16 protein-coding genes are annotated in these 15,582 nt (G+C 73.4%); 4 read left to right on the top strand and 12 right to left on the bottom strand.

The features are described 5' to 3' along the window. Nucleotides 1–2: 2 nt before the first annotated feature. From ACI8AP_RS05125 to ACI8AP_RS05080, 10 genes are all read right to left on the bottom strand, one after another. Nucleotides 3–1,184, bottom strand: coding sequence for a glycoside hydrolase family 1 protein (locus ACI8AP_RS05125; RefSeq protein ID WP_456588259.1), 1,182 nt, complete (start codon nucleotides 1,182–1,184; stop codon nucleotides 3–5). Then, nucleotides 1,181–2,836, bottom strand: coding sequence for an FAD-dependent monooxygenase (locus ACI8AP_RS05120; RefSeq protein ID WP_456588258.1), 1,656 nt, complete (start codon nucleotides 2,834–2,836; stop codon nucleotides 1,181–1,183). Before ACI8AP_RS05120 ends, ACI8AP_RS05125 begins: the two co-directional genes overlap by 4 nt. Before the next feature lie 175 nt (nucleotides 2,837–3,011). After that, nucleotides 3,012–4,265 (bottom strand): DUF3500 domain-containing protein, encoded by a 1,254-nt coding sequence (locus tag ACI8AP_RS05115; RefSeq protein ID WP_456588257.1) that lies wholly within the window; start codon nucleotides 4,263–4,265, stop codon nucleotides 3,012–3,014. Next, on the bottom strand, nucleotides 4,262–5,113 hold the full coding sequence (locus ACI8AP_RS05110; RefSeq protein WP_456588256.1) for a fumarylacetoacetate hydrolase family protein: 852 nt from the start codon (nucleotides 5,111–5,113) through the stop codon (nucleotides 4,262–4,264). Before ACI8AP_RS05110 ends, ACI8AP_RS05115 begins: the two co-directional genes overlap by 4 nt. Beyond that, entirely contained in the window at nucleotides 5,110–6,039 is a 930-nt protein-coding gene (locus ACI8AP_RS05105; RefSeq protein ID WP_456588255.1) for an alpha/beta hydrolase fold domain-containing protein, read from the bottom strand. Before ACI8AP_RS05105 ends, ACI8AP_RS05110 begins: the two co-directional genes overlap by 4 nt. Before the next feature lie 86 nt (nucleotides 6,040–6,125). After that, nucleotides 6,126–6,680, bottom strand: a complete 555-nt coding sequence (locus ACI8AP_RS05100; RefSeq protein ID WP_456588254.1) for a quercetin 2,3-dioxygenase — start codon at nucleotides 6,678–6,680, stop codon at nucleotides 6,126–6,128. A gap of 52 nt (nucleotides 6,681–6,732) precedes the next feature. Beyond that, nucleotides 6,733–7,134 (bottom strand): SDR family NAD(P)-dependent oxidoreductase, encoded by a 402-nt coding sequence (locus tag ACI8AP_RS05095; protein ID WP_456588253.1) that lies wholly within the window; start codon nucleotides 7,132–7,134, stop codon nucleotides 6,733–6,735. A gap of 39 nt (nucleotides 7,135–7,173) precedes the next feature. Beyond that, nucleotides 7,174–7,986, bottom strand: a complete 813-nt coding sequence (locus ACI8AP_RS05090) for a PhzF family phenazine biosynthesis protein (protein WP_456588252.1) — start codon at nucleotides 7,984–7,986, stop codon at nucleotides 7,174–7,176. A 17-nt stretch (nucleotides 7,987–8,003) separates the two neighbouring features. After that, entirely contained in the window at nucleotides 8,004–8,876 is an 873-nt protein-coding gene (locus tag ACI8AP_RS05085) for an MOSC domain-containing protein (RefSeq protein ID WP_456588251.1), read from the bottom strand. Continuing rightward, a complete protein-coding gene (locus ACI8AP_RS05080; RefSeq protein WP_456588250.1) occupies nucleotides 8,873–10,063 on the bottom strand; it encodes a trans-sulfuration enzyme family protein in 1,191 nt (396 codons plus the stop codon). Before ACI8AP_RS05080 ends, ACI8AP_RS05085 begins: the two co-directional genes overlap by 4 nt. 86 nt (nucleotides 10,064–10,149) lie before the next feature. Here ACI8AP_RS05080 and ACI8AP_RS05075 point away from each other — a divergent pair, with 86 nt between their 5' ends. The 3 genes from ACI8AP_RS05075 (at nucleotide 10,150) to ACI8AP_RS05065 (ending at nucleotide 12,468) form a co-directional block, all read left to right on the top strand. Beyond that, entirely contained in the window at nucleotides 10,150–10,743 is a 594-nt protein-coding gene (locus tag ACI8AP_RS05075) for a helix-turn-helix domain-containing protein (protein ID WP_456588249.1), read from the top strand. Then, a complete protein-coding gene (locus ACI8AP_RS05070; protein ID WP_456588248.1) occupies nucleotides 10,740–11,471 on the top strand; it encodes a B3/B4 domain-containing protein in 732 nt (243 codons plus the stop codon). Before ACI8AP_RS05075 ends, ACI8AP_RS05070 begins: the two co-directional genes overlap by 4 nt. A 118-nt stretch (nucleotides 11,472–11,589) precedes the next feature. After that, complete coding sequence (locus tag ACI8AP_RS05065) at nucleotides 11,590–12,468, top strand: DMT family transporter (RefSeq protein WP_456588247.1); 879 nt, start codon at nucleotides 11,590–11,592, stop codon at nucleotides 12,466–12,468. Between the two features lie 137 nt (nucleotides 12,469–12,605). Here ACI8AP_RS05065 and ACI8AP_RS05060 read toward each other — a convergent pair whose 3' ends face one another. Continuing rightward, nucleotides 12,606–12,800 carry a hypothetical protein gene (locus ACI8AP_RS05060; RefSeq protein WP_456588246.1) on the bottom strand — a complete coding sequence of 65 codons (195 nt, stop codon included), beginning with the start codon at nucleotides 12,798–12,800 and terminating at the stop codon, nucleotides 12,606–12,608. A 181-nt stretch (nucleotides 12,801–12,981) separates the two neighbouring features. Then, nucleotides 12,982–13,743: an IclR family transcriptional regulator gene (locus tag ACI8AP_RS05055; protein WP_456588245.1), complete on the bottom strand. Its 762-nt coding sequence runs from the start codon at nucleotides 13,741–13,743 to the stop codon at nucleotides 12,982–12,984. Between the two features lie 380 nt (nucleotides 13,744–14,123). On the opposite strand from ACI8AP_RS05055, the gene ACI8AP_RS05050 reads away from it, so the two are divergent. Continuing rightward, a complete protein-coding gene (locus ACI8AP_RS05050) occupies nucleotides 14,124–15,545 on the top strand; it encodes an ABC transporter substrate-binding protein (RefSeq protein ID WP_456588244.1) in 1,422 nt (473 codons plus the stop codon). Nucleotides 15,546–15,582 lie beyond the last annotated feature (37 nt).

The following is a 15,582-nucleotide window of genomic DNA, read 5'->3' as shown; positions in this document are numbered from 1 at the left end:
GGTCAGGATGCAGGAAGGCCGTTGCGGCCGGCGACGCCGCCCAGCCAGGCGAGGCTCGGCTTGGGGCTGCGGGCGAATGTCTCCCGGTCGACGGCGACCAGGCCGAAGGTGGGCCGGTAGCCGAGCATCCACTCGAAGTTGTCCAGCAGGCTCCAGTGCACGTAGCCCCGCACGTCGGCGCCGTCGGCGATCGCCGCGGCCAGGCTGCGCAGCGCCTCGTCGGTGAAGGCGATGCGGTCGTCGTCGTCCGCGGTGGCGATGCCGTTCTCGGTGACCAGCAGCGGTGTGTCCGGCAGCACCTCGGCGGCCCGCCGCACGGCGGCCCCCAGCGCCTGCGGCCGGCGCTCCATGCCGTGAGCGAGGGTCTGCAGCTCCGGAGCGGGGGCGATCAGGCCGTCCGGGCCGAACCGCGCGCAGGTGTAGATCTGCAGGCCCAGCCAGTCGTCGTCCGCGGCCGCGGCGAAGAACTGGTCCTCGAAGGCCGCGCGGTCCTCCTGCATCCGCTCCTCGCCGCCGTCCTCGGCGATGTGCTCCCGGCCGACCAGCGTCATGCCGGCCGGTGGGGAGCCGGCGCCGCGGAGGACCTCCATGCTGCGGCGGTGCAGCTCCAGCAGGGCCTCGGCGACGCCCTGGTCGGGTCGGGGGAGGCCCTTGATCGGCTCGCCGCGGCGCGCCATCGCACCCATCACCGGCTGGGCCGCCATCAGGTTGGGCTCGTTGAGCGTGGCGACGTAGCCGGCGTCGCGCAGGGCCGGGGCCACGTACTCGGTGAACCGCGCGATGCGGTCGCCGGTCCGGGCGCCGGTCCAGCCGCCGTCGTGCAGCAGCCACCGGGGCATCGTGAAGTGGACGAGCGTGACGATCGGGGTGAGCCCGCGGTCGCGGCAGCCGTCGAGGATCCGCCGGTAGTGGTCCAGGTTCGCCCGGGAGAACTCGCCCTCGGCCGGCTCGATGCGGCTCCACTCGAGGCTGAACCGGTAGGTGTTCAGGCCGGCGCCGGCCACGACGTCGAGGTCCTCGGGCCACCGGTGCCAGGAGTCGCAGGCGTCGCCGCTCGGCTCGGCGAAGGGGGAGTGCTCGGCGTGCTCGAGCTCCCAGTGGTCGTTGTTGACGTTGCCGCCCTCGACCTGGTGGGCGGCGGTGGCGGCGCCCCAGAGGAAGCCATCAGGGAAGGGACCGGTCATCGGGCGAGCTCCTCGAGCGCGGACGGGACGGGAAGGGGGGTGCGGCCGTCGTCCCCGACGACGACGTGCAGCAGGTGCTCGGGGTCCGTGATCCGGTCCCCGCGCCAGGCGACGTGCTGGTCGGGCCGCACGAGCACCAGGTCGGCGGAGTACCGCGGGCGTAGCTCCGGCAGGTGGGTCAGGTCGACGGTGCGCAGCGGGATCCGCAGCCGCTCCGCCGCCGCGGTCAGGTCCGCCGCGGCGCCGCCGCCGGCGAGCCGGAGGAGGGCGAAGCCGTCGCCGAGCAGGTCGTAGACCGATGTGCCGTCGGGCAGCCAGGTGTGCGGCAACCGGGCCCCGGCGTGGGCCGATGGGCTGTAGGTGCCGAGTTCAGGTCCCGGCACGGGGGCGCCGTCGGGGACGACGACCGGGGAGCCGGCGTAGTCGTAGCCGAGCACGAGGCCCAGGCTGTGGAACTCGCCGTCCTTCACCTGCAGCCGGCGGGCGAGGTCGCTGCGCAGCAGCTGCCCCGCGGTCCCGGGGTCGTCGAGGTCGGCCTCGGCGAACGAGGGCGCCAGGAACGACTCCTGCGCGCCGGCCGCGCCGATCGTCCGGTGGGCCACCGGCCGCCGCTCCACCTCGTAGCTGTCCAGCAGCGACGCGGGCGCCCAGCCCTGCAGGACGGCGGCGAGCTTCCAGCCGAGGTTGACCGCGTCGCCGACGCAGGTGTTGAAGCCGTGCCCGCCCCACGGCGGGTTGAGGTGGGCGGCATCGCCGACGAGGAAGACCCGCTCGCCGCGGTACCGGTCCACCAGGAGCATCCGCGCCGACCACGGGTCGGTGGCCAGCACCTCGACGTCCACGTCGGCGCCGACGAGGGTCCGCACGAGCGCGACCGGGTCGACGTCCTCGGTGCGGGTGTCGACGCCCTGCACGATCGCCCACCAGGTGCCGTCGAGGTCCAGCCGGCCCATGAGACCGCCGCGCTCGGCGCCGATGACCCAGTAGTGCACACCCAGGGCGCACAGCTCGCGCTCCTCGAGGGCCCGGCTGCGGAAGGTGATGCTCAGGTTGGGCAGCGTGCCGGAGGAGCCCTCGTACCGGGCGCCGATCGCGGCGCGGGTGATCCCGCCGCTGCCGTCGCAGCCCAGCAGGTAATCGGCGGTGACCCGGTGCGGCACGCCGGTGGGGTCCTCGAGCACCGCCTGCGCCTCGACGGGCCCGTCGAGGACCGCGGCCGCCCGCCAGCCCACCAGGAGGGTGACGCTCGGCAGCTCGGCGGCCGCCTCGCGGAGGACCTGCTCGACCAGCGACTGCGGCGCCTGCTGCCCGGCCTCGGCGGCGACCTCCTGCGGCCGGCACCACAGGCCGAAGGCGTTCGGGAAACGGGTGATCTCCGAGCCGAACAGACCGGTGACGAAGACGACGTCCTGCGCGTAGGAGACCGGCAGCGGGGCGGCGGCCCGCAGCCGGTCGGCGATGCCCCAGCGGCGCAGGTGCTCCATGGTCCGGACGCTGGTCGTCTTCGCGCGGGGGCGCAGCGGGTCCAGCTCGGTGCGCGGCTCGACGACGAGCACCTCGACGCCGCGGCGACCGAGCTCGATCGCCGCCGCGAGGCCGCTGGGGCCGCCGCCGACGATCAGCACCGGGACGCGGGCGGGCACGGTGGTCATGAGGACTCCTGTCGGGGGCACCACCCGCGTGGGCGGGTGGACGAGCGAGGGGGCGGGGAGGCGGCGGTCCTGCGGGCGGGGACCTTCGCGCGCCGGGTCCAGGATCGGTGGCAGGGATCACGCCGATGTAGTCCGTTGCCATTGGCCGGCAGAGCGGAACCTCCCCGTCCGCGTCTCAGGCCGGGGGGTTCCGCTCCTGCCACTGCCGGACCCACGCACGGCCGTAGTCGTTGCCGTGCGGCGTGCGCAGCACGGTGTGGATGTGGAACGGCTTCGGGGTGTCGTAGTCCAGGAAGACGCCGCAGTGGTGGTCCAGTTCCGCGATCAGCACCGGCGACTGGAGCCGGTAGTAGAAGACGTCACCGGGCTGCCAGCCCCCGATCCAGCTGAACCACGTCTCACCGAGGTGCTGCTCGACCTCGCGCAGGCGAGCGGCACGGGGGCCCTCGGGCAGCAGCCGCACGAACGACTCGGCGATCCGCAGCGCGGTCTCCTGCGCCGCGGCCGGCAGGTCGGCGACGCGGATGCCCTCGAACGGGATGACCCGGTTGTCCTGGAAGGCGCCCGCCAGGTGCCGTTCGTCGCCGGGGTGCACCCGCCCGGGTGGCATCGCCGGGTCGACCATCTGCTCGTAGACGGTGGCCGCGCGGCGCTGCTCGGGATCCAGCGCCGCCATCAGCTCGGTGCCGAGCGCTATCCGGTCGGAGAACACGTCGGCCAACCCGGCGCGCGGGCCCTCGTCGATCTCGTTCGGCTCGGCGCCGAGGAACACCGGCGAGACGACCATGCGGCCCTCGACCACCAGGCAGTTGACCGCGCAGTGGTGGCCGAACAGCTGCCAGCCCCACGGCGCCCGCAGGTCCGGCGTCCCGTAGAGGGCGACGTTGTAGCTGAACTCGTTGAGGACCGTCTCGAGGTCGACGACCTCGCCGAGGAACCCGTTGATCAGCATCATCGCGTGCGCGAGCTCGTAGCCCTCGGGGGAGAGGGAGGCGCGCATGAGGGCCAACGCCCTCTCGCGCACGACGTCGGGCTGCAGGTCCAGCCGGAGCCCGGTGTCGAACTGCATGAACTCGGGGTTGGCCCAGGTCTGCCACTCGACGGCGTCGGCGTCGAAGCAGAGCCGCTCCCGGCCCTCGTCGTCCAGGACCGCGAGCAGGTCGTGCGCGGCGGCGACCATCGCCTCGACCGGTGCCTCCTCGCCCGGGCGGGCGGGCTCGAAGGGGTACAGCCCCTCGCGGAGCGTGCCGTCCTCGGTGACGCCGCGGAACTCGGTGCGGTAGAGCGGCGTCCACCCCTCGACCAGGCCCCCGGTGAAGGTGCCGGGCGTCCGGGCGTGCTCGCGGTAGGCGTACGGGTCCATGCCCCGGACCTCGGCCAGCCGCGGGTGGTCGTGGGGGAAGAGGTACTGCCGGAACTCGCCGCTCACCGGGCGCTCCGGGCCTCGTTGCCGACGACCGTGTTGCGCAGGACGCCGAGCCGGTCGATCTCCACCTCGACGACGTCGCCGGGCTGCAGCAGCCAGGGAGGCGTGCGGGCGTAGCCGACGCCCGACGGCGTGCCGGTGGCCAGCAGGTCGCCCGGGCGCAGGGTGAACGTGCGGGAGATGTGCGCCAAGGTGTCCCCGACGGTGTAGACCATCTCGTCGGTGCGCCCGTCCTGGACGGTCTCGCCGTTGACCCGCGTGCGGACCCGCAGCCCGTCGCGCAGGTCGCCGACCTCCGCGGCGGGGACCATCGGGCCGAGCGGGCCGGAGCTGTCCCCGTTCTTGCCGAGGATCCACTGGCTGGTGAGCTTCTGCGCCCGCCGCGAGGTCAGGTCGTTGAAGGTCGAGTAGCCGACGACGGCGGCCAGCGCCTCGTCCGGGGTGGCGTCGACCAGGGGGGCGCCCACGTACGCCATCACCTCCCCCTCCCAGTCCAGGCCGTCCTCGTCGGCCGGCACCGGCACCTCCGCGCCGCCGACCGTCAATGACTGCGTCCACCGGGCGAAGAGCGTCGGGTACGGCGGGATCTCCTGGTCGCGGAAGGAGCCCTCGGCGACGTGCTTGAGGTAGTTCAGCCCGATGCAGACCACTCGCGCGCCGGGCAGCACCGGCGGTACGAGCTGCACGTCGGCGACCGGCACCGTGTCCCCGCCGGCCACCCGGGAGAGGTGGCCGGGGGCGTCGGCCCAGAACTCCTCCAGGCCGGCGACGACGGTCACCTGCGTGCCGTCGCCGGACAGCGACGCCACCTCCACGGGTCCGCCGTGGCGGCGGATGCCCACGATCCTCATCGGTCCTCCTCGTCGTTGCCGGCGGCGAGGTGCTCCTGCAGCCAGCCGGTGGTCAGGTCCAGGGCGAGGGCGGCGGCGTTCGGCGCGCCCAGCCACATGTGGTCGGCGCCGTCGAGCAGGTGCAGCTCGACGTCGGCGCCCGCGCCCTGCAGGGCGGCGGCCATCCGCTCGCTCTGCACGGGCGGGACGAAGCGGTCGGCGCTGCCGTGCAGCAGCAGGAACGGCGGCGCGGCGGGGGAGACGTGGTTGACCGGGCTCGCCGCGGCCGCCAGCTGCGGCACGTTCGGTGCCGCGGCCCCCAGCAGCTGGGACTCACGCGTGCCCCCGTCCAGCGGGTCGGCGCCGGTGTCCGTGGCGACCGCGGCGACATCGCTGGGGGCGTACCAGGCGGCCACGGCCGTGACCTCGCTGGACGGGCCCGTCACGCCGACGTCTCCCTCGAGGCCCGCGTCGGTGACCAGCCCGAGCAGCTCGGCGAGGTGCCCGCCGGCCGACTCGCCCCAGGCAGCGATCCGGCCGCCGTCGACCCCGAGCTCGTCGGCCCGGGCGCGCAGCCAGCGGACGGCGGCCTTCGCGTCGTGCACCTGGGCGGGGAACGTGGCTTCGCCGGAGAGCCGGTAGTCGATGCTGGCGACGGCGATCCCGGCCAGGGCGACCCGTTCGAACGGCGTCGGCGAGGTGTTCGGGTACATCGGGCCGGCGGTGTGCCGGCTGCCCAGCCGCCAGCCGCCACCGTGCAGGAAGACGACCACCGGCGCGCGGGTCGTGCCGGCCGGCAGGTACAGGTCCAGCTCCAGCGGGCGGGCCCCGGGCAGGGCCGCGTAGGGGACGCCGAGGAGGACGCGGGTGCCGCCGGGCCCCGGGCGGGGCGGGGGCAGGGGCAGCTCGTGGGCCGCGGGTGGGAGCGGCAGGGCGGGCGGGGGCACGGCTCTCCTCACGGGACCGGGCGCGGTCCCGTGGACCGCGCCCGGTGGGGCGTCAGCGGGTTCGGGGCGGCGCGACCGGCGTCGCGTCAGGCCTCGGGCCAGGTGTAGTCCGGCATGAACTGCATGTTGTGCTGCTGCGCCGCCGCCTGCATGCGCGGGAAGTCCGGGATGAAGGGCGGCTGGTCCTTGGTGGCGTGGTCGGTGGGCGTGCCCATGTGCTGGAAGAACCGCTCGAAACCGCCGGAGAGCGTGCCCATCATCCGGGCGTCCTCGACGATCTGGTATGCGTGCGCGAAGCCGGCCGGCACGTAGCCGAAGTCCCCGGGGGCGAGCAGGGAAGACTGCTTGTGGCCCTCGGCGTCCTCGTAGAAGAGCTTCACCTTGCCCTCGATGACGTAGAACGTCTCGTGGGTCTTGTCGTGCGAGTGCGTCGGGATGACGTCGCCGGCGGGGGAGTCGGCGGTGATGATCCCGAACTGGTTCTCGGTCTCGTCGCCCGACAGGAGCACGGTGAACAGGTCGCGGAAGAGCATGGCGGTCTCGCCCTCGCCCTTGCGGAGGACGTAGGGCACCGGCTTGCCGGGGAGCTGGCCCTTCCACTGCGGGCCCGTGGACGGATCGATCAGGTACTCGAAGCTCATGGCTACTCCCGGCTGAGGTCGACGGTGACCCGACGAGCATCGGTGACCGGCGTCACCCAGACACACGCCTCTGCCATTGAGCGGAACGCTCGTCCGCCGACGCATCGCTACAAGTCGTCATGCCGCTGTCGACGGCGAACGCGCCGCCGGTCACGAACGCGGACTCGTCGCCGGCGAGGAACACGTAGACGCCCTCCAGGTCGGCGGGCGTGCCGGCGCGACGCATGGGGATCCGGCCGACGATCGCGGCGCGGGCGGCCAGGTCCTCGGCGATGGCTGACACGAGTCCCGTCTCCGTGTAAGGCGGGATCGCCGTGTTGACCCGGATCCCCCTGCCGGCGTAGGCGGCGGCGACGGTGCGCCCGAGGCCGTGCATGCCCGCCTTGGACGACGCGTAGGCGAAGAAGGCACGAAGCCAGTCAGTGCATGGGTCACACCCGCCGTCGCCGGCCACCAGCCCATCAGAAGCGGACTGGCCCCGCCATGCTCACAGTCAGTGCAGGGATCCGGTGGCTGCTGTGCGCGCCCTTCCCGTGAGAACGGCCCGTTCGGTGTCGGTGGTGGTGACGGTCAGTTCTCCTCCGCGCGGGGACGCCTGCTCGGCGGACAGCGTGGTCCCGAGTGCGGCACGCCAGTAGGGGCCGATCGTGCAGTGGGCTGACCCGGTCACCGGGTCCTCCGGGATCCCGTAGGCGGGGGCGAAGTAGCGCGACACGACTCCGCCGGCCCGACGCCGGGCGGTGACGATCAGGCCGCCGACCGGCAAGCGCATCACCGCCTGCAGATCGGGAGTGAGGCCGCGTACGGCGTCTTCCGACTCGAGGACGGCGAGCATGTTGCGCTCACCGGCATCGGGATGGTCGGTGACTCCCGCCCACACGGGGATCGGGCCTGCGAGGGCGGCCAGGAGCTCTGGGGACGGCGTCACCTGCGTGGCGGGGACCGCGGGGAAGTCGAGCACGATCCGGTCGTCGGCACGCGCGGCGGTGAGCTGCCCGCTTCGGGTCGTGAAGGTGACCGCCTCCTGCTGCAGGGCGCCGGACTCCCAGAGCCAGTGGGCGCTGGCCAGCGTGGCGTGCCCGCACAGCGCGACCTCGGCCACCGGGGTGAACCAGCGCAGCCGGAACGCGCCGTGCTCGCCGGGGGCGAGGAACGCGGTCTCTGCTTGTGCCAGCTCGTTCGCCACGCCTTGCATCCAGCCGGGATCGGGGAACTCGTCGAGCAGCAGCACACCGGCCGGGTTGCCCGAGAACGGGCGTTCGGTGGTGAACGCGTCGACGATGGCGAAGGCGGTGCTGTTGGGCACGGGCGGCTCCAGTCGGGTCAGGCGGGCCGGATCGGTGCTCCGAGGCGGATCTCGCCGTCGGTGAGGACGTCCACCCGCAGTCCGCCCTTGTGGATGAGTGGCCGGAGCAGGCCGGGCCCGCTGAGCCGGTCCAGGTGGACACAGGGCTCGCACAGCCGTCGGCCCGCGCACAGCACGTGGCCGATGCGGAAGGTGGAGCCGACGAGGGCGTTGACGTCGATGCCGCGGGTGAGGACGTTGCGGCGCGTGGCGGCGAAGTCGACGGCGTGCCCAGCGGCGATGAGCTCGTCGAGGACTTCGGCGGCCATGAGGGTCAGGTCGTAGCCGGGGCGGTGGCCGGCGAGGGGGCTGAAGGTGCCTGCGCCGGCGGCGTACCGGTCACCGTCCAGTCCACGACCGGTCAGGGCGGAGGCGACCTGGAGCAGGCGCATTTCCGCCTCGGCCGCGGGTGCGACCGCCAGGCCCTCGACGGTGCCGTGCAGACCGGGCGTCGCCGTCGCTGTGCGGAGCACCGGGTCGAGGGAGGCGACGGCGTAGGCCGCGGTGATGGGCAGGTCAGCGGTGGCCCGGCCCAGCAGCGCGGGGTCCTGCGGGCTGAGCACGATGCCCGGCGGTGTACCGAAAGCCACCGTGGCGACCTCCGTGTCGGCGGCCTGCACGATCGGCAGCCACCACCCGGCCCACTGGAAGCTGGCGGGATCGGCGATGGGCACCAGACCCGAGCCATGTCCGGCCAGCCAGGACCGCCACGCACCCAGAGCCTGCTGCAGGTCGCCGGCGGGCAGCGGCACTTCGGCCACCGGCACCTCGGTGACCGAGGCCAGGCAGGCGGCCAATCCGCGGGCCAGGAGGCTGACCGACGGGGTGGTGGGGAGTTCGGTGTCGATCACGGGTGGTTCCGGGCGTCGGCGTTCGGACGGGTGGCAGGGGCTGCGGTGGCGTCGAGGGCGGCGGTGAGGTCGTCCCACAGGTCCTCGACGTGCTCGCAGCCGACGCTCAGGCGCAGCAGGCCGGCCGGGACGTGTTCCTGGCCGGGGAGCTTCGCGCGCCGTTCGATGGTGGACTCCACGCCGCCGAGGCTGGTGGCGTGCGAGATGACCCGCAGCGCGGCGCAGACGGCGTCGGCGGCGCCGGCGTCGGCCAGCTCGAAGCTGAGCACGGTGCCGAAGCCGCGCATCTGGTGGGCGGCACGATCATGATGCGGGTCCCCGGGTAGGCCCGGGTAGCGCACCCGGCCGACCGCGGGATGCGCGGAAAGCCGGCGGGCGAGCTCGCCGGCGGAGTCCTGCTCCTGGCGCAGCCGCACGGCCAGGGTGCGGGCGCCGCGCAGTGCCAGGTAGGCCTCGAGTGCGCCGGGGGTGGCCCCGGCGACCTCGCGGCGGCGGGCCACCCGCTCGTGGTCGTCCTCGCGCCCGCAGACCACGACGCCGAGCAGCAGGTCGGAGTGCCCGCCGATGGACTTCGTCGCGCTGTGCACCACGAAGTCCGCGCCGAGGGACAGCGGGTTCTGCAGCAGCGGGGTGGCGAAGGTGTTGTCCACCGCGACGAGGGCACCGGCCGCTCGCGCGGCCGTGGCGACCTCGGCGATGTCGACGACGTCGAGCAGCGGATTGCTCGGCGTCTCCAGCCACACCAGGTCGGAGTCGGCGACCGCCGCGGCGAGCGCCTCGGCGTCGGTCATGTCGACGGTGCGCACCTGCCAGCGACCGCCGGCCGCAGCACCATCGGCGAGCAGGGCGCGCAGTCCGGTGTAGCTGTCCCGGGGCGTGACCACCCGGGCGCCGACCGGCAGCGACTCGAGCACCGCGGCGATCGCGGCCATCCCGGAGGAGAAGGCGATTGCCGGGCCACCCTCGAGGTCGCCGACCAGCTCCTCGAGCGCCTCCCAGCCGGGGGTGCCGTCGTCGCGGGAGTACTCCCGGCCGGCGCCCCCGTCCGGTGCGGCGCGGAAGTTCGACGCTGGGATGATCGGGACGTTCAACGGCCGCCCGGGCTCGGAGCCCCCGCGGCCGAGGACCGCCAGCCGGGTCTCCACCCGCAGCCCCGCGTCGCTCGACCGGCGCCCCTGCACAGCCATCACCGCACCTCCTGATGCATTATGTTGCACTCTTGGAGGCAGCGTAGATGAGTGCGGCGGGGACGACGCAAGAGGAGGCGGCACAGATGACGGCCGAAGTGGTCGCAGTCAACGAGGTGATCGGACAGCGGGTTCGGCAGCACCGGACCGCCCGCGGCTGGACCCTGGATGAGCTGGCCGACCGCTCCGGGGTCAGCCGCCGCATGGTCATCACCATCGAGCACGGCGAAGGCAACCCGAGCATCGCCACCCTGCTGCGGATCAGCGACGCCCTCGGTGTCGGGCTGCCCGTCCTGGTCGACGTCGAGCGCCCGCACACCCTCACCGTGACCGCGGCCGGGCGGGCCCCGGTGCTGTGGCACGGCGACCACGGCGGGCAGGCGGTCCTGGTCGCCGGCACCCAGCCGCCCGACGTCGTCGAGCTGTGGGACTGGACGCTGCAGCCGGGCGATGCGAACACCAGCGAGGCGCACAGCGCCGGCACCCGGGAACTGCTGCTCGTCCTGGAGGGCGCTGTCAACCTGCGCGTCGGCGACCGCACCGAGCGGTTGACCGTGGGCGACTCCGCGGCCTTCGCCGGCGACGTCGCCCACGGCTACGCCACCCCCGCCGACGCCGCCGGCCCCGCCCGTTTCGCCCTCACCGTGTTCCAGCCCCACGTCACCGGGAGCCGTTCGTGACCGACCCCCAGCAGTGGCTCGCCGCCGCCACCGTCGATGACGCGGTGTTCGCGCTGCGGCCGGACTACCGGGTGGTGCTGCTGACCGCCGACGGCCTGCAGGGCGGCCCCAGCGACGAACGAAGCGAGCAGGTCCTCGCTGCCGCCGAGGCGACCGCGCGGGAGCGGCTCGACGGGCGCAAGCCCGAGGAGCTGCCGCACCTCGCCGCGTGGCGGGATGCCTACCGGGCCTTCGGCGCCAAGCCGCAGCGCACCCGGCCCAGCGTGGAGGCGCTGATGCGCCGGCTCGACCCCGGCGGCCTGCCGCGCATCGACCGGATCACCGACGTCTACAACGCCGTCTCCATCGCCTCCATGCTGCCCTTCGGTGGGGAGGACCGTGCCGCCTACGCCAGCCCGCCGCGACTCGTCCGCGCCGACGGCACCGAAGCCTTCGACACCATCGCCGGCGGCGAGGCGGTCGTCGAGCACCCGGAGGTCGGCGAGGTCATCTGGCGCGACGACGCCGGCGTCACCTGCCGCCGCTGGAACTGGCGGCAGTGCACCCGCACCGGCATCACCACCGCCACCACCAGTGCCGTCTTCATCCTCGACGTGCTCGACCCGCTCACCGATGACGACGCACACGCCGCGGCCGACGCGCTCACCGAGAGCCTGCTCGCCCTCAACCCGGACGCCACCTTCCACCGCCGGCTGATCACCCGCGCCGACGGAGTTGCACCGTGCTGATCCACCCCCGGGACGATGCCCACGATGACCCGTCGCGCGCCCGGCCGGCCGACGGGTGAGCGCAACGCTGGACACCAGGCCTCGTCCCCGCAGGGGTGTCCGGTTCAGCCGGCAGGAGATGGCGCTGATCGCCGTCACCGCCGTGTGGGGCGCGACGTTCCTCATCGTCCACCTCGCCATGCAGCACGGCGGTCCGCTGCTGTTCGTCGGCCTACGCTTCCTCGCCGCCGGCGCGATCAGCCTGATCATCTTCCGCCGGACGCTGACCGGGCTGACCCGGCGGGAGCTGGGTGCCGGCGCGGCGATCGGCGTGACGATCTTCGGCGGCTACGCGCTGCAGACGATCGGCCTGCAGACCATCCCCAGCAGCACCTCGGCCTTCCTCACCGCGCTCTACGTCCCGCTCGTGCCGCTGCTGCAGTGGGCGGTGTTCCGCCGCGCACCCAAGCCCGCCGCCTGGGCCGGGGTGGCGCTCGCCTTCACCGGACTGGTCCTGCTGGCCGACCCCGGTTCGGCGGGGCTGACGCTGAGCACCGGAGAGATCCTGACGCTGGTCAGCACCGTCGCCATCGCCGCGGAGATCGTCCTCATCGGCCTGTACGCCGGCACCGTCGACCTCGGCCGGATCACGGTCGTGCAGCTGCTCGTCGGCGGCGCCCTGTCGGTGGCCATGATGCCCGTCGTCGGCGAGGCCGTTCCGTCCTTCTCCTGGCTCTGGCTCGCCGCCGCGATCGGTCTCGGCGCCGCCAGCTGTCTCATCCAGATCACCATGAACTGGGCCCAGCGGTCGGTGTCACCGACCCGGGCCACGGTCATCTACGCCGGCGAGCCGGTGTGGGGCGGCGTCATCGGGCGCCTCGCCGGCGACCGACTGCCCGGCCTCGCCATCGTCGGCGCCGCCCTCATCGTCGCCGGCGTGCTCGTCAGCGAGCTCAAGCCCCGAACCCGTGGAGCATCGCCGCCGCGCCGAGATGACGTCGAACCGGCTTGCAGCTGACGGCCCACGAACAGGGGCGGAGGGCGTCGAACCACTTGAGCTCGCCGAGGTGGCCGAGTAGTCCGCGGCGCGCGTGTCGGAAGGCCTGGCACGGGGGCCGGCCGTCACTACGGGACCGGCCGGCCCTCCGTCGTCGGTCAGGCCTCGATCACCACCGCCCCCCGCCGGAACCACCCGCCGCGGCCGCGCCGCAGCGCGTCGGCGACCCGAGGGGCGAGGTCGGCGATGTCGAATCGGCCGCCGCGCGGGCAGTCGGGCGCGGTTCCGCCACCGATGGCACCGCCGAAACCGAAACCGCCGCCACCGGGTGAGCAGCGCAGCGGCCCGGGCACCTCGGCCTCAACCTGGACGCACAGCGCTGGGCAGTCCCGGTGGTGACGCCGGCAGTGAACGATCGTGCCAACCCAGTTTGTGCGGTTCCACGGCCGCATACTTCCGCCCCCGCGGCGTTCGCGACGGCGCAGACGCCGCAGGCTAGGTGTACTGCCCGAGACGTTGGTGCACCAGCGGCGGTCAGGCGGACGGGGGTGCTCCCGGATGCCCGATCGACCGGCGGGCGCCGAGCCCGCGAGAGATCGACCTGGCCGCGGTGCGCACCGCGGGACCGAGCAGGCGGGGCTCGGCGTTCTCCTGCGGGACCACCACCGACAGTGCCGCAGCGATGCGGTCGTCGGCGTCGAAGACCGGCGCGGCCACGCTGACCAGGGCTTGCGGGGCACGCCGGCGAAGGGTGGCCAGGCCGTCCCGCCGCACCTCGGCCAGGGTTCGGCGCAGCGCAGCGGGGGAGACAGCCACGTTCTCCGGCTGGTGCATCAGCGGCTGGGCGAGCAGCGCTTCCTGGAAGCCCGGGTCGGCAAACGCGAGGAGGACCAGCCCCACCCCGGTCGACTGCAGCGGCAGCCGCCCGCCGACCCGGTAGAGGACCGGGATGGCCTGGTGGGCGGAGAGCCGTTCGACCAGCAGGGCGTCGCCGCCCTCGCGCACCGCGAGGAGCACGTGCTGTCGGGTGACCTCCTCCAGGTCACCCATGAAGGGCAGGGCCACCTGCTTGAGCCCTTGCGCCCGCGGGGCCAGCGAGGCAACTTCCCACAGCCGGACGCCGATGGTGAAGCGTCCGTCGTCACCCCGCTCCAGCGCGCCCCAGGTCAGGAGCCGCCCGGCCAGCCGGAGGGTGGAGCTGGTCGGGATGCCGCTGCGCCGGCTCAACTCCCCGAGCGTCAGCGAGCGGTGGCCCGCGTCGAAGGCCGCGAGCAGGGAGAGCGCGCGGTCGATCACCGGCTCTCCTTGCGGCGGGCGTCGACCCCGTACTCGTGGCGGCTCGGGCGACGGATCGGTCACGAGACGGTCACCTTCTGTTCACTGATGAGGCGCAGGCCACAGATGCTTTTCCATTGAGCGGCATTGTGCCTGACGTCTCACCGAGTCCCCACGCATCGTTGCCGCCAAGCCGGGCCCAGCCGGCCGGGCCGGGACCGGCCCATGCGTCTTCTCTCGTCCGGCAAAGGAGTCAGCACAGAATGAATCGATTCACCCGACGAAGCCGCACCGTGGCCTTCGCTGCCGCAGCGACCGTCTCGCTCGCCGCGTGCGGTGGTGGCTCAGGCGGCGGAGGCGGCGCTGACGGTCAGAGCGGCACCGACACCCTCACGGTCGCCATGGATGCGGACCAGGCGCCGACCGGCTACGACCCGCTGCTGTACTCGCAGGGGCAGTTCACCTTCTTCAGTGCGCTCTACGACGCCCTCTTCGAGACGGCGCCGGACGGCACGATCCTCCCGGAGCTGGTCGAGGAGTTCTCCAACAACGAGGACGACACCCAGACCACGCTGACCCTGCGGGACGGCGTCACGTTCGCCGACGGTTCCGAGCTGACCGCCGAACTCGTCAAGGCGAACCTCGACCGGCGCGACGACCCCGACCTCGAGGCGTACGGGGCGCTCGCGGACGGCGAGGCGGCCGACATCGTCGAGGTCACCGCACCGGACGAGAAGACCGTCGTCATCACCTGGGCGCAGCCGCAGGCGACACCCGAGAACCACCTTGTGGACACCGCGGGGATCATCATCGGGCCCGACGGCATCGCCGACCCCGCTTCTCTCGAGACCCAGGCGGACGGTTCCGGCGCCTACACGCTCGACGCGGACGGGACGACCCGGGCGAGCGCCTACGCGCTCGAGAAGAAGGACGACGCCTGGGACGCCGACGAGTGGGTGTACGACAGCATCGACTTCCGGATCATCACGGACCCGCAGGCCCTGGCCAACGCCGTCGTCTCCGGCCAGGCCGATGTTGCGGGCATCCTCAAGCCGACCACCATCGACATGGTGGAGTCGCAGCAGAGCCTGGCCAGCCAGGGTGGCACGATCGTCGGCTTCCCGGTGATCGACAAGACCGGGGCCCTGAATCCCGCGTTCGCGAGCGAGGCCGCGCGGCTGGCCATCCTGCACTCCATCGACCGCGAGCAGCTGGTGAACGATCTGCACCCGGGCGCTCGCCCGACCGTGCAGCTGTTCCCGGCAGAAGCTCCGGGATTCGACCCGACGCTGGACGAGGAGTTCGGCTACGCCCCCGAGCGGGCGCAGGAGTTGCTGGCGGAGGCCGGCTACCCGGACGGCTTCGAGTTCAACGTCACCGTCATGGGTCAGCCCACCGAGGACCAGGTGGCCATCCAGAGCATGCTCGCCGAGCAGGGCATCTCGATGAACTTCATCAACGCCACCTCCACCGACCAGGTCTTCGCCGCAGTTCAGACCGACCCGGTGATCTTCGGGCCGTTCACGCCCGGCGCCAACCCCGCCGGCTTCGTCGCGGGTGCGCTCTACGGCGGCTTCATGAACATGCAGGGTGCTTCGGAGCCGGAGATCGAGCAGGCGCTGGGCGCGGCGCTCGGCGCGGAAGGCGACGCTCAGGAGGAGGCGCTGACCGATCTCAACCGGGCGATCACCGAGAACGGGTGGTTCATCCCGGTGTACGAGGACTTCACCCACACCGGCTACAACGCCGATGCGGTGGCCGAGCCGGCCTACGCGGGTACGAACAACTACCTCGTGCTGTCGGCCATCAAGCCGGCTGCCTGACCCACGCCGGTCGGCGCGGTAGCCGCGGCTACCGCGC

The organism is Blastococcus sp. SYSU DS1021 (assembly GCF_054050995.1).
The sequence above is the reverse complement of the archived record's forward strand: the minus strand, read 5'-3'. Positions and strand labels throughout refer to the sequence as shown.

Excerpts from the sequence above, each read along its gene's own strand:
- ACI8AP_RS05125 (WP_456588259.1), bottom strand. The coding sequence starts at position 1,184 with ATGACCGGTCCCTTCCCTGATGGCTTCCTCTGGGGCGCCGCCACCGCC.
- ACI8AP_RS05120 (WP_456588258.1), bottom strand. The coding sequence starts at position 2,836 with ATGACCACCGTGCCCGCCCGCGTCCCGGTGCTGATCGTCGGCGGCGGC.
- ACI8AP_RS05110 (WP_456588256.1), bottom strand. The coding sequence starts at position 5,113 with ATGAGGATCGTGGGCATCCGCCGCCACGGCGGACCCGTGGAGGTGGCG.
- ACI8AP_RS05100 (WP_456588254.1), bottom strand. The coding sequence starts at position 6,680 with ATGAGCTTCGAGTACCTGATCGATCCGTCCACGGGCCCGCAGTGGAAG.
- ACI8AP_RS05080 (WP_456588250.1), bottom strand. The coding sequence starts at position 10,063 with ATGGCTGTGCAGGGGCGCCGGTCGAGCGACGCGGGGCTGCGGGTGGAG.
- ACI8AP_RS05075 (WP_456588249.1), top strand. The coding sequence starts at position 10,150 with ATGACGGCCGAAGTGGTCGCAGTCAACGAGGTGATCGGACAGCGGGTT.
- ACI8AP_RS05065 (WP_456588247.1), top strand. The coding sequence starts at position 11,590 with ATGGCGCTGATCGCCGTCACCGCCGTGTGGGGCGCGACGTTCCTCATC.
- ACI8AP_RS05050 (WP_456588244.1), top strand. The coding sequence starts at position 14,124 with ATGGATGCGGACCAGGCGCCGACCGGCTACGACCCGCTGCTGTACTCG.